The 13034-nt window shown below is 75.2% G+C and carries 11 protein-coding genes; 4 read left to right on the top strand and 7 right to left on the bottom strand.

From position 1 onward, the window contains the following. Window positions 1–104 precede the first annotated feature (104 nt). The 3 genes from ACFQSB_RS12985 to ACFQSB_RS12995 are packed head-to-tail and all read left to right on the top strand — an operon-like array spanning window position 105 to window position 2449. Window positions 105–716, top strand: a complete 612-nt coding sequence (locus ACFQSB_RS12985; protein WP_380826547.1) for a DUF4166 domain-containing protein — start codon at window positions 105–107, stop codon at window positions 714–716. 11 nt (window positions 717–727) lie between these two features. After that, complete coding sequence (locus tag ACFQSB_RS12990) at window positions 728–1462, top strand: alanyl-tRNA editing protein (RefSeq protein WP_380826548.1); 735 nt, start codon at window positions 728–730, stop codon at window positions 1460–1462. Window positions 1463–1516: 54 nt separating this feature from the next. Beyond that, window positions 1517–2449, top strand: coding sequence for an aminoglycoside phosphotransferase family protein (locus ACFQSB_RS12995; RefSeq protein ID WP_380826550.1), 933 nt, complete (start codon window positions 1517–1519; stop codon window positions 2447–2449). A gap of 142 nt (window positions 2450–2591) precedes the next feature. Here the strand turns inward: ACFQSB_RS12995 and ACFQSB_RS13000 are convergent, their stop codons facing one another. Together ACFQSB_RS13000 and ACFQSB_RS13005 are read right to left on the bottom strand one after the other, a co-directional pair. Next, window positions 2592–3953, bottom strand: a complete 1362-nt coding sequence (locus ACFQSB_RS13000; protein ID WP_380826551.1) for an acyltransferase family protein — start codon at window positions 3951–3953, stop codon at window positions 2592–2594. 123 nt (window positions 3954–4076) lie between these two features. Further along, window positions 4077–4571 carry a hypothetical protein gene (locus ACFQSB_RS13005; protein ID WP_380826553.1) on the bottom strand — a complete coding sequence of 165 codons (495 nt, stop codon included), beginning with the start codon at window positions 4569–4571 and terminating at the stop codon, window positions 4077–4079. A gap of 839 nt (window positions 4572–5410) precedes the next feature. On the opposite strand from ACFQSB_RS13005, the gene ACFQSB_RS13010 reads away from it, so the two are divergent. Continuing rightward, complete coding sequence (locus ACFQSB_RS13010; RefSeq protein ID WP_380826554.1) at window positions 5411–6160, top strand: fasciclin domain-containing protein; 750 nt, start codon at window positions 5411–5413, stop codon at window positions 6158–6160. Window positions 6161–6322: 162 nt separating this feature from the next. Here ACFQSB_RS13010 and ACFQSB_RS13015 read toward each other — a convergent pair whose 3' ends face one another. From ACFQSB_RS13015 to ACFQSB_RS13035, 5 genes are all read right to left on the bottom strand, one after another. Further along, window positions 6323–6889 (bottom strand): hypothetical protein, encoded by a 567-nt coding sequence (locus tag ACFQSB_RS13015; RefSeq protein WP_380826556.1) that lies wholly within the window; start codon window positions 6887–6889, stop codon window positions 6323–6325. 62 nt (window positions 6890–6951) lie between these two features. Continuing rightward, window positions 6952–8646 carry a hypothetical protein gene (locus ACFQSB_RS13020; protein ID WP_380826557.1) on the bottom strand — a complete coding sequence of 565 codons (1695 nt, stop codon included), beginning with the start codon at window positions 8644–8646 and terminating at the stop codon, window positions 6952–6954. A gap of 235 nt (window positions 8647–8881) precedes the next feature. Beyond that, complete coding sequence (locus ACFQSB_RS13025; protein ID WP_380826558.1) at window positions 8882–9496, bottom strand: SgcJ/EcaC family oxidoreductase; 615 nt, start codon at window positions 9494–9496, stop codon at window positions 8882–8884. A gap of 332 nt (window positions 9497–9828) precedes the next feature. Further along, window positions 9829–11193: a M20/M25/M40 family metallo-hydrolase gene (locus ACFQSB_RS13030; RefSeq protein ID WP_380826559.1), complete on the bottom strand. Its 1365-nt coding sequence runs from the start codon at window positions 11191–11193 to the stop codon at window positions 9829–9831. Continuing rightward, on the bottom strand, window positions 11190–13022 hold the full coding sequence (locus tag ACFQSB_RS13035) for a prolyl oligopeptidase family serine peptidase (protein WP_380826561.1): 1833 nt from the start codon (window positions 13020–13022) through the stop codon (window positions 11190–11192). Before ACFQSB_RS13035 ends, ACFQSB_RS13030 begins: the two co-directional genes overlap by 4 nt. Between the last annotated feature and the right edge of the window lie 12 nt (window positions 13023–13034).

A 13034-nucleotide genomic window follows, 5' to 3' on the forward strand; every position in this document is an offset into this window, starting at 1 on the left:
GCCCCGGGGCGCCCGCGCGGACCCACGGCGCGCACCGGAGTCCGCGCGGGCGCCGCCCGGAGTCGGCGCGTGCCACGATGGGATCAGGGACGTGAGGGGGCGCTGTGGGGGAGCCGGACCAGGGGTCGTACGCGTGGATGCTCCGGTTCCACCTGGGTGAGCGGACGGTGCGGGGCACCGGCGTGCTGACGGTGCGCCGGGGGCCGGGCCCACTCGCGCGGCTGGCCTGCGCCCTGCTCGGCCTCCCCCGCACGGGCACGGCCGTCCCGCTGCACGTCACCGTGACCCGCCTGACGGCCGCGCGGACGGCCCCCGCTCCTCTAGAACGACCCGTCCCGGACGGGGAGGCGGGCAGGCGGGAAGTGCCCGTGGTGGAGCGCTGGGAGCGCGTCATCGGCGGGCGCAGGCTGCTCAGCCACCAGATCCGCCTCGGCGAGCGAGGGTGGGAGCGGCACGGGCCGCTGGAGGTCCGCACGCGCACCGTGGCCGGCGCCGCGGACGTCGAGGTGGTCCAGCTAGGCGTCGTCCTGCGCGCCGGCCGGCACGAGATCCCCGTCCCCGCGCGCCTGGCGCCCCGCGTCCACGCCCGCGCCTGGACCGGACCGGAGGATCCGGACGGCGGTCCGCCGAGCTTCCGCCTGGAGGTGGAGGTCGCGCTGCCCGTGATCGGCCGGCTGTTGTCGTACCAGGGGCACTGCCGGGAGGAAAGGGCCTAGGCTGTCCGGTCATGAGCGTCGATCTCCACGGGCGAACGCAGCGGCTCGAGATGTCCGACCAGAACCTCCGCGCCTTCGAGGCCGTCGTCCTCGCGGCGACGCCCGAGGGCATCGTGCTGGACAGGTCGGCCTTCTACCCCGGAGGCGGCGGCCAGCCGGCCGACCACGGGGCCCTGGTGTGGCAGGGCGTCGAGACCCGCATCGTGGGCGCCCGCAAGGGTGAGGACCTCTGCCTGATCCCCGCCGAGGGCGACCCGATCCCGCCCGCGGGCACCGAGGTGCGCGCCGCCGTCGCCGACGAACGGCGCTCGGCGCTGATGCGCACCCACTCCGGGCTGCACGTCCTGTGCGGCGTGGTCTTCCGCGACTATGGCTCGCTGGTGACCGGCGGCAACATGGAGCCGTTCAGCGCCCGCATGGACTTCAACCTGCCCGAGGTGCCGCCCGGGTTCAAACAGACCGTCGAGGACGCCTGCAACGCCGAGATCGCCGCCGGCCGCCGCATCGACGTCCGGGTGCTGCCCCGCGCCGAGGCGTTCGCGCTCCCCGACATCATCCGCACGGCCACCAACCTCGTGCCCGAGGACGCCGAGCAGGTCCGCATCGTCGACATCGTGGGCCTGGACACCCAGGCCGACGGCGGCACGCACGTGGCGACGACCGCCCAGATCGGCCGCATCATGGTCACCAAGATCGAGAGCAAGGGCAGGGGCTTCCGCCGCCTCCGCATCGCCATCTCCGACTAGCCCCCTTCCAGCCCGGCCGGCCCAGGCCGGTGCGGTGAGGCCGACGGGAGGCGCATGACGGCCGAGTTGTTCCCGCCCACGCTGCCGATCATGACGACCATGGGCCGCACGCAGGACGGGCGCTCGTGGCTGGCGGCGCTCCCGTCGCTGGTGGAGGAGGTGCGCGAGCGGTGGTCGCTGAGGCTGGGCGCCCCGTTCCACGGCGGGAGCTGCTCGTGGGTTGCCCCCGCCCGGCTCCCGGACGGCGGCCCGGCCGTGCTCAAGATCACCTGGCCGCACCGGGAGGCCGCCGGCGAGGCCGAGGGCCTGCGGTGGTGGGGCGGGCGCGGCGCCGTGCGGGTGTACCGCCACGACGAGGCCGCGTACGCCCTGCTGGTCGAGCGCTGCGACCCGGGGGAGCCGCTGGGGGTCGCCGCGCTCGCGCCGGAGGAACGCCTGCTGCTCGCCGCGGAGGTGCTGAACGAGCTGTGGTCCGCGCCGCCGCCCGCCGAGACCGCGCTGGAACGCCTCGGCGACGTCACCGCCGAATGGGCCGATCTGGTGGAGGAGCGCATGGAGCGGCTGCGCCCCGGGTTCGACCCCGGCCTGGTGGCGCACGGCGTCCGGCTGCTGCGCGAGCTGCCCGGCGGCGCCGCCCGCCGGGTCGTCCTGCACGGCGACTTCAACCCCGGCAACGTGCTGGCCGCCCGGCGCCGCCCCTGGCTGGCCATCGACGCCAAGCCCATGATCGGCGACCCCGGTTACGACCCGTGGCCGGTGGTGGAGCAGATCGACGACCCCTTCCTGCACCCCGATCCCTCCGCCGTGGTCGCCGTCCGGTGCGCGCTGGTGGCGGACGCCGTCGGGGAGGACGTGCGGCGTCTGCAGGCGTGGGCGGTGGCCCGCCGCGTCGAGATGGCCCTGTGGGCGGCCGAGCACGACATCCCCGGCGGCGCGACTCCGATCATGGAGGAGGTCCGCGTGCTCGCCGGCCTGGCGGGCCTGTGACGACCGGCGCCCCGGTGGCGCCCCGGTGGCGCCCGGTGGCGCCCGGTGGCGTCCGGCGGGCGTCCTGGCAGGCCGGCCGAGGTGTCCCCGCCGGCTCCTCGCGCCGCGTCCTCCACCTCCTCGCCGCGTCCTGGCGGCGCCGTCACGGAGATGAGGCCGGGTGCCCGCGGCGGCGCATGAGGGCGAGTACGGCGGCGCCGGACAGGTAGGTGACCAGCACGCCCCACGGCAGCCCGGTCGGACCGTGGTCCGCAGGGCCGGCCAGGGCGACGCCGAGCAGGCCCGCCACCACGGCGGCGGCCCCCGCGGCGGTGAGCACGGCGGCCGGCGTCCCCTCCACCCGCTCCGCCCGCGACCGCCGGCTCGCCCGGCGCTCGAAGCGCCCGAAGACCGCGACCAGGACGGCCAGCAGGACCGCCAGGCACGCCAGCCAGGGCAGCCGCAGCACCAGCCAGAGCGGCGACCCCGGCGCGGCGGGGGGCAGCAGTCCCGTGCCGTACAGCAGCGGGACGGCGGCCACGACGGCGGTCATGTGCCACAGGAACAGCGTCATGATCACCGAGTTGACGGCGACGACGGCCGTCCACGGTCCCGGCCGCCGCAGCCACCGCTCCGCCCACGGGCGCAGCGACAGCGCGACGCCCGTCTGCGCGGTCGCCAGGGCCAGCAGCGCCAGCGTGGGCGGGGCGGTGTTCTGCGTCCGCTCGCCGCCGGTGCCGACCATGCTCACCGGGTAGGGGCCGGCCACGGTGAGCAGCACCAGGGCGGCCAGGCCCGCGAGGGCCAGCGGCACGGTGACGGCCCGTCGCGACGGGAGCCGCCCGTCCTGCACGGCGAAGCCGAGCTGGTGCACCGCGAGCCAGGCCAGCAGGTAGTTCGCCGGCCCCACGTACGGGACGCCGAAGCCGAGCCGTGCCACGTCGTCCGCCCCGACCAGGATGGTCAGGACGGCGGGCACCGCCAGGCCGGCCCGCCGGTGCAGCGCGTGCATGAACGGCGTCAGGAACACCACGGCGATGTAGGCCACCAGGAACCACAGCGGGATCGAGGCCAGCCATACCGCCGTGCCGACCGGCGCCGGCGGGGCGCCGAGGGTCCTGGCGGCGAAGGCCCCCGCGGCCAGCCCGCACAGCAGGACCGTCGTCGGCTGGACCAGCCGCGCGGCCCTGGCCAGCGCCCACCCCGTGCGGTTCCCGCCGCGCGCGAGGTGGGAGGTCAGCGACGCCGCGTTCGCGAACCCGCCGACCAGGAAGAACAGCGGCATGACCTGGAAGATCCAGGTCAGCGGGTGCGTCCACGGCACCAGCTCCAGGATGCTGCGGCCCGTCGGCCCCGAGGGGCCCCAGGTCACGTACACGACCAGCCAGTGCCCGGTGACCACGGCCGCGATCGCGACGGCGCGGATCAGGTCGACATGCCGGTCACGCCCCGCCGGTGTGGAGGCGGCCATCCGCCGCCATCCCGTGACCACCCGGCGGACCCCGTCTCGCGGCCGCGTCGTCATGCCTCCGACGTTAGTTTCCCCGCCCGCCGCCGGCGGGACCGGGCTCCGGCCGTCCGCGGCGGCCGGGGTGCGCGCGGAGCCCGCTCCCGAGGGCGCGGGTCATCTCGCAAGGCGGAGGCCGCTTCAGAGGTAGGTCAGTTCAAGGGAGTCGTGGTTGGAGCCCCAGGAGAGGTCCAGGGCCCAGCAGCCCGCCGACGGGACCTCCACGATGGACGGGTAGATCTCCCCGGGCCCGGAGTCGGCGGGCACGCTGACCCGGACGACCGGGGCCCGGGCGCCCTTCGGACGGGCGGTGATCTCCAGCGGGTGGCCGTCGCGGGGCTGCCGGACGTACCAGAGGATCTTGTTGGCCGGGTCGGTGGGCCGCCCGGCCCGCAGCGGATCGGCGAACAGGTAGCCGAGCGCGTCGCCCCGCACGCCCATCCTGACGGGCAGCCCGCCCGGGGCGTTGACGCTCGCCCACGACGGGACCGGCGCCCGAGCCCCGGCCGATGAGCCGGCGGCGCGGTCCTGGCAGGCCCCGTCCGCGGGCGCGGCCCGCACGGCGCCGCCATCGGCGCAGGCCCCCGCCGTCAGGACCACCACCAGGGCCGCGATGAACATCGAAGGTGTCGTCATGCCCTCACTACCGCCCGGCGGCGGTGGAGGTTCCGAGGAGGAGATCGTCCTCCATGAACCTGCGAAGCGGGCGGAATCAGGTGGCGAAGCGGGCGAGGTTCCCCGCAGCGTGCCGGCTCAGGTGCGGCGCGCCGCCGGGGACCGGCCGGGTCAACCGCCGGAAGGTCGTCGGCCCGCTCCGGCCCTCCCGCGAATGGGAGCGGTGGGACCGGCGGTACGCCGGGCGACGCGGGTGGCCGATGATGCGCGGGCGGGCGGCGGGCGACATGGCGGAGCTTTTGTCGGTTCAAGGTCGCCGGCTTGGGTGGAGGGGAAGGCGCTCGGTGATAATGAGAGGGACGCTGATGCGCGGGGCCTGCCGAAACGATCGCGCGCAAGGCGCAGTTGACTGAGCGAGGGCACGCGCGTGCGGCCCTCTCATACAAGCCGTCGCCGCGGGGATTGCGCGAGGGACGGGGCGCCCGCTGACACACCCGGGGCCGCGACGGACGCGGCCGGCGGGCCGTCGAAGGACGAGGCCCGTGAAGGCGCGGGCCGGGAGCGGCGCCCGACCGTCGCGTCGCCGGTGTGAAGGGCCGGCGACCCCCGCCCGTGGCGAGCCGGTGACGATCGCCGGCTCACGATCAGGCCGGCCGAACCCGCGCCGCCCCGATCACCGGCCGGTGAGACCACCGGCCGGGCGCCCGCCGCGGCCACGGCCCCGACACCGTTCCGTTCTGCCGATCTCCCATGCCGCCGTCCAGGCAGCGAAGCCGTGGCCACTGCCCGGTGGCCCGTCCTTCGCGGGGTGGCCACTGCCCGGTGACCGCCCGTCACGAGAGCGCAAAAAGGGGAAACCCATGAACACTCGTCTACTCGTCCTTCCGCTCGCAACGGCACTGTCGTTCACGGCCGCCTCCGTAGCCGGAGCCGGCGCCACCACGAGCGGACGGGACGCGGGAGCCGGCACGCTCGTGCCGGGAGCGGTGCGGACGCCGGTGCCCTCGCCGGTCTCTCCCACCTCGACCTTCTCGACGCCACCGGGCTCGCCGTCGGGGTCTCCCGGGTCGCCGATCCCCTCGGAGTCGCCCTCCGGGTCGCCGAGCGAAGGGTCGCCCTCGCCGACCGCTCCGGCCGCCTCGCCCTCGGGGCCGGCCTGCGCGTCCCTGCCCACCTCGGGCCCCGGCAGCCCGGCGCAGCTGGCCGGCGAGCCGCTGGCGACCGCCGTGTCGCACATCCCGGACCTGTCCACGCTGGCCGACGCCGCGAAGAAGGCGGGCGCGGTGGACACGCTCAACTCGGCCAAGGACATCACGGTCTTCGCCCCGACCAACTCCGCGTTCAACAAGGTGCCGCAGGACCAGCTCAACCGGATCATCGGCAACCGGCAGGCGCTGACCCGGCTGCTCACCTTCCACGTCGTCCAGGGGCGCAAGACCCCGGCCGACCTGGAGAACGGCCCGCTCACGTCGCTGGAGGGCGGCAAGCTCACCGTCGGCAAGTCCGACGACACCTACAAGGTCAACAACGCCAAGGTGACCTGCGGGCCGATCCAGACCCGCAACGCCACGGTCTACATCATCGACTCGGTCCTCAAGCCCGGAGGATGAGCGCGACCGCTCCGGGACGGGCGCCGGCCGCGCGCGGCGGGGCCGGCGCCCGTCCACGCCCGGCGGGCCGGCGCCCCGTCCACGCCCGCAGAGCCGATCTCGCCGGATGGCGCCGGATAAAGGACCGGCCTCGTGCGCGCACGACCGCGGGGTGGCGCTCGGTCAGGCGTCGGGCCGGCAGTTGGGCAGGGTCCGGTCGGACGGCGCGCACAGGGTGATGCCGAACGGGATCCGGAAGGTGCCCTCGGCGCCCCCGCTGTCGTAGGTGATGACGAAGCCGGGGCTCCACGCGCTGGTCGCGGTGGGGCGGGAGATCTGCAGCACGACCTCGCTGAACTCCACCCTTGAGTAGTCCTCCGGCAGGCAGACCTGGGTGACCGTGCGGGAGGCGGTGGAGACGCCGCGCTGCCGAAGGCCGACGGGTTCGCCCCAGCCGACGCCGTCCTCGCCGAACCCGCGGTAGAACGGCCGGAGCGCGAATTCCTGGACGGCCAGGCCCCCGCGCGAGTTCTCGAAGCGGACCCCGGTGACCTCGGCCGCGCCGGCGCGGTCCAGGCAGACGGCGAAGCTCCCGAACAGGTAGGGCATGCCCTGGACGGTGCGCCGCAGCGTCAGGGACTGCCGGCCGCCGTCACCGGGCGGCGCGATCAGCCGGACCGCCTGCGGGTTCCGCGCGGCGCCCGGCCCCGCGCAGGCGGCCACGGACAGCAGCACCAGGCACCGCGCCACGGTGGAGGACCATCGGGGCGAGCCCCTGCCACGGGTCGCCGGCGGTGTTCTCGGAATGGTGTTCAGCCCTTGTGCGCCTCGACGATGGAGGAAAGCCAGACGCCTGCGCCCCTGTTCCCACAGAGGCGGGTGAGTTTCGTCGGCCGGAACGACAGTTTCGAGCGGACATCGTATCCGCTCTGCGCCGAAGCGGTGAAACCCGCCACGCTGACGCCGCCGCCGATGACGACGTTTCTCGCCTGGTCCTTGTCCCAAACCGAAGAATGCCCATAAAGGGTTATGCACTGCGCTTTCAGCGATGGATGATAAGCGCGGGCGAAACGTTTGATCGGGTCTCCGAGGCTCAGCGGCACCAGGTTCCGCCGGCCGTCGCAGCCGTTGGCGAGGACGCCGTAGTTGACGGTGCCGATGGCCCACGCGTCGGCGACCCGCGAGGCGGTGTGGCTGTCGCCGGCCCGCACCGACAGCGTGAGCGAGCCGTTGGAGGACCACCGGCCCCCGGCCCGCGCCGCGCCCGTGCTCAGCGTGTGGTCGGCGCCGTTCGCCTGGGTCACCGTCGCCAGCGCCCCCGGCCAGGCGTAGACCCCCATGTAGGTCTCCTCGCGCCCGTTGTGGCGCTTCACCACGCGCGGGATGCACGGACCGGGCGACCTGCGCGCCGCGGCCAGCCGCCCGGCGGAGATCTGCGCGGCGGTGACCGCGCCGTCCTTCAGGGCGGCGGCGATGGCGGGGAAGGCGGGCGCGCGGGGCGTGACGAGCGCGCGGCCGATCTCCCGGGCCGCCGCCGCGCCGAACGGCCGCGACGGGGCCGGCGGCGGCGGGGACGGGACGGAGAGCGGCCGTGAGGGGGCGGAGGTCGGTCGTGTGGAGGTGGAGGCCGGTCGTGACGGTGTGGAGGTGGGTTCTGGCGGTGCGGAGGACGGCCGTGACGGGGGAGGGGACGGCGGGCCGGGAGGCGTCCGGCCGCCGGCCTCGCCCTCGGGGGTGACCTCCTCCCCGGCGGGCGCGGACACCCAGGCGGCCGGGTCGTCGTTGGCGTCGGCGGCCGTCGGATCGGCGCCCAGGTCGACGCGGAGCTGCCGGGGGACCGACACCCCGGCCGCCTCGCTGGAGGCGGTGGACCAGACGGGCACCACCGGGCGCCCCTCCGCCGTGGGGACGACCACCACCAGCCGTTCCGACCCGCCGGCGCCGGAGACGACATAGACGGGGTCGCCGGGGTCGCCGGGATCGCAGCTCCGCCCCACGGCCGCGCCGCACCGCGCGGGCGTCCCGCCGATGGGGCGGGCGTGCGAGGAGCGGACCGCGGTGGTCATCCAGCGCACCTCGCGGTCGCCGTCCGAGATGGCCACCTCCAGGTTGAGCTGCCCCCGTTCGCTGGTGTACGGAGCGGGCAGCGCGGCGGGGTCGATGTTGACCGAGAAGCGCCCCAGGCGGTCGGTGCTCGCCGCCCCGGCGACCAGCGTGCCGACGGCGCGGCCCTCGGGCAGGTCCAGCGCGTCGCCGGCCGGGTAGGCGACGGCCAGCACGTCGGCCCCGGGCAGGGCGGCGCCGTCGCGGGTGACCACGCCGCTCACCGCCGACAGGCCGGTCATCTCGGAGGTGGGGAAGACGACGTCGTCCGCCGCCGCCGGGCCGCCGGCCCCGGGCAGGGCCGCCGCCGGGACGCCGCCCGCGGGAACGGCCGCCGCCGGGACGCCGGCCGTCAGCGTCGCGGCTGCGGCCACCGGCGCCCACCTGCGGGGGTAGGCCCTCACACCTGCTGTCCTCCTGCCCGGTGCCGCCTGGCTCTCTGTCCGGTGCCGCCTGGTTCTTCTGCTCGGCCGCCGCTCGTCGGTGCGCGTACGTGCGCGTACGTGCGCGTGCGTGCGCGGTCCGTGCGCGTCGATCCAACCGGTCCCGAGGGATGTCCTGTCCGCTCGGGCCGCCGCGTGGCGGCGCGCGTCCGTCCGTCCGGGACGGGGGGAGGGACGCCCGCCCGGTGGCGCGCCGTCAGCCGGAGGGAGGCGGCTTGGCCGGGAACCGCTCTCGTGCGGCCGGGCTGACCAGGGTGTTCTGGAAGGAGGTGATCTGCCATCGGCCGGCCTGCTTGACCGCGACGCTGGTGTTGATCGACAGAGTGTCGGGACGGCAGGCCTTCTCGGCGCCGTAGAGCACGCAGCCCTGGCGGATGATGACGGCCATGGCCGGTGACACGAACCGCACCCGCTCCTGGTTGACGAGCACGCGCGTGTGGCGCAGCGCCCCCTGGAAGTAGCGCTGGAGGGCCACCGCGATGCCCTGGCGGCCGTGCAGGTTCTCGCCGAGGATGTTGATCAGGTCGGCGTCGGGCGCGTAGGGCGCGGCGTACGCCCTGCCGTCGCCGCGCGCCCAGGCGTCCTCCTGGGCGCGCCGGATGCGCGCGAAGGCGGCGAGGTCCGCGGTGTGGAAGGGCGCGGCCGCCGCCGGCGCCGGGGCCTGGCCCGGGGCGGCCGCCACGGCGCCGGAGGGCGAGGCGGGGCCGGAGGATGAGGTGGTGGCGGGGGAGGCGGCGCCGGTCGAGGCGAAGCCGAGGGCGGCCGCAAGAGCCAGGCGGAGCGACGCCCGCCCATGTCGATGAAGGCCCATCGTGTGCTCCCGTCCGATGTGGATCTGCAGCAAACGTATCCGCGCGTCGTCCGATCAACGGTGAGGACCGCCACGTGTCCCGGTGAGCGCCGGTGAATGCGCGCATGCCGAAGGGCGCGGCGGTGGAAGGGATGGAGGTCTCACGCCGCCCGATCCGCCTGAGAGAAGGGGCGGAGGGCTTTTCCGGCGCGAGTGTGCGAGAGGTTCGGCCTGTTCTCCGAGGGCACGTCGTGCACAGAACGCGCCTTGTTCTACATGTCCGACATTACGGGAAATCTCGCTTGGAGTATTCCCCCGTAATGTCGGGATTAGTCCATTTCGAGCAGGACGGCTCAGGCGGCGGGAGAGGTGAGCAGGCGGTCCAGCACGCGGACGCCGAACTCCAGCCCGGCGACCGGCACCCGCTCGTCCACGCCGTGGAACATGCCGAAGTAGTCCAGCCCCGGGTCCAGCATCAGCGGCGCGAAGCCGTACCCGCGGATGCCGATCGTGGCGAAGGACTTGGCGTCGGTGCCCCCGGTCATGACGTACGGCACCGGCCGCCCCTCGGGGTCCTCGGCCAGCAGCGCCCCGCACAGCTCGTCGAACAGCCCCTCGGTGGGCGAGGCGACTCCGTCGCCGAAGCTGACGAACTCCCGGGTGACCTTGGGCCCGAGCAGCCGGTCGACGGTCTCGAGGAACTCCTCGCGGAACCCGGGCAGGAACCTGCCGTCCACGTGCGCCTCGGCCGTGCCGGGGATCACGTTGACCTTGTAGCCGGCCTCCAGCATGGTGGGGTTCGCCGAGTTGCGGATCACGCCCTTGAACAGGGTGCCGGCCCGGCCGAGCCGCTCGGCCTCCTCGTCCAGCCGGTCGAGGTCGATGCTCGTCCCGAGCGCCTTGCCCAGGTCGCTGATCAGCGTGGCGACGGCCGGGGTGAGGCGCACCGGCCACCGGTGGTCGGCCAGGCGGGCGAGCGCCCGGCACAGCTCGGCCACCGGGTTGTCCACCGGCGGCTTGGAGCCGTGCCCGGCCACGCCGTGCGCGGTGACCTTCATCCACGCCGTGCCGCGTTCGCCGACCGCCACCGGGTAGACCCGCCCTCCGTGGGGGCCGGTCACGCTGAAGCCGCCGGACTCGCTGATGGCCTCGGTGCAGCCCTCGAACAGGTCGCGGTGCCGGGTGACGGCGTACCCGGCGCCGTACTCGCCGGTGGCCTCCTCGTCGGCCAGGAACGCCAGCACGATGTCACGCTTCGGCCGCGCGCCGCGCCGGGCCCACTCGCGCACCAGCGCCAGCGTCATCGACAGCGAGCCCTTCATGTCGACCGCGCCGCGCCCGTTGACGCACCCGTCGGCGATCTCGCCGGAGAACGGGTGCGTGCGCCACTCGGCCGGGTCGGCCGGGACGACGTCCAGATGCCCGTGGATGAGCAGCGCGTCGGGGCTGTCGCCGGGGATGCGCGCCACCACGCTGGTGCGCCGGGGCGCCGACTCGAACACCGTCGGCTCCACGCCGGCCTCCGACAGCAGCCCGGCCACGTACTCGGCGGCCTGGCGCTCGCCCGAGCCGCCGGGCGTGCCGTCGTTGGTGGTGTCGATCCTGAGCAGATCGGAGCAGATGCCCGCGACGCCGGTCGCGCCGTCCGCGCTCGGGCCGGTCGGCCCCGCCCCGTTCGCCCGTGCCCTGTGCGCTCCGGTCGTCCTCGCCTCGCTCACGTTCTTCCTTTCAGTGCCAGCGGCGGCACCTCGTCGGTGGGGAAGCCGAAGATGAGCCCGTAGAACGCCAGCTCGGCCTCCAGCGCCGCGACGATCGTCTCCTCCCGCCGCCAGCCGTGCTGTTCCCCCGGGAAGGTGAGATACGCCCACCGTCCGCCGTGCTCGTCCAGCGCGGCGATGAAGCGCTCGGCCTGGCCGGGGTCGACGATGGCGTCCTCCAGGCCGTGCATGAGCAGGGCGGGCCCGGAGGCGCGGGCGGCGTGCAGGGTGGGGGAGCGGTCGAGGTAGCGCTGCCGGGTCTCGGGCAGCGGGCCGATGAGTCCGTCGAGGTAGCGCGACTCGAAGTCGTGGGTCTCCCGCGCCCAGCCCTCGGGATCGGTGATCGCGTAGTGGGCCACCGCGCCGCGGAAGACGTCGCTGTGCACCAGCGCGGCCACCGACGTCCACCCGCCCGCGCTGCCACCCCTGATCGCCACCCGCCCGGCATCGGCCAGCCCGGCGGCGATCAGGCCGCGGGCGACGCTTTCGCTGTCGCGCACGTCCACGATGCCCCAGTTGTGACGCAGCCGCTCGCGGTAGGCCCGGCCGTACCCGGTGGAGCCGCCGTAGTTGACCTCGGCGACGCCGATACCCCTGCTGGTGAAGTAGGCGATCTCCAGGTCGAACACCATCGGGCTGGACCCGGTGGGGCCGCCGTGGACGAACATCACGTACGGCGAGGCGACGCCCTCCACGGCGCCGGCGGGTGGGTACACATGGGCGTGCACGCCGTCGAACTCCATCGCGCGCGGCACCGGCAGCACCGCCGGGTCGGGCAGCTCCTTGGCACGCGACAGCACCTCGTGGGCCCCGGTGGACAGCTCGACGCGGACCACCTCGAACGGCCTGAGCGGGGACCCGCCGACCGCGACGACGGCGTCGCCGCCGGGGGAGGCCGACAGCGCCGGCGCCCAGTAGGTGGAGGAGCCGCCCACGTCGGCGATCTCGCCGGTGGCCGGGTCCAGCACGCCCAGCCGCTTGCCGTCGGCGGTGCCGTGCACGGTCACGACGCGGTCGCCGGCCAGGGTGAACCACTGGTAGCCGAGCTTCCAGGCCGCGTCGCCGAACTCCTGCGGCAGCGGGGTGAGGTTGCGCGGCGGGGCGCCGTCCAGCGTGACCAGGTGGAGGTTCCACCAGCCGGTCGGGTCGGTCACGGCGTACAGGGCGCCGTCGTCACGCCACTCGGCCTGCGCCACCGCCTCCTCGGGCCCGCCCGCCACCACGCGGTGGGGCCCGGCGGTGCCGTCCTCGCGCAGCGGGGCCACGCACAGCGAGGTGCCGTCCCAGGGCATGGCGGGGTGGTCGTAGCCGATCCAGGCGATCTGGCCGCCGCCGGGGGAGACCCGCGGGTTGAAGATGAAGTGCTGCGCCTTGACCACCACGCGCGCGGGCCCGCCCTCCAGCGGGACGGCGACCAGGTCGCGCTCGTCCTCGGTCTCGCGCACGCACCACACCTCCTCGCCGTACACGACAAGGTCGGCGTAGCGCGACGGGCCGGGAGGAGTGAGCGGCACGGGGCCGGCGCCGGGCCGCAGGAGGTACAGCCGCTGGTCCTGCCAGTTGGTGAAGACCAGGCCGCCGCCGGGCAGTGGACGCCAGGAGCGGCCGCCGTACTCGATCACCCGGTTGCGGGCGTTCCAGCCCGGCGGCAGGACGTCGTGGATCTCGCCGTCCGGGCCGCGCCGGACGACGCAGCGCCGCCCGCCCTCGGCCGGGCGCGGCTCGTCCCACCAGACCTCCTCACCGCCGGCGGTGGGCACGATCTCCACCCAGAACGGGCGGGCGTCCACGCGTGCGACGTC

This window comes from Sphaerisporangium rhizosphaerae (assembly GCF_042665155.1).
Taxonomy (GTDB): domain Bacteria; phylum Actinomycetota; class Actinomycetes; order Streptosporangiales; family Streptosporangiaceae; genus Sphaerisporangium; species Sphaerisporangium rhizosphaerae.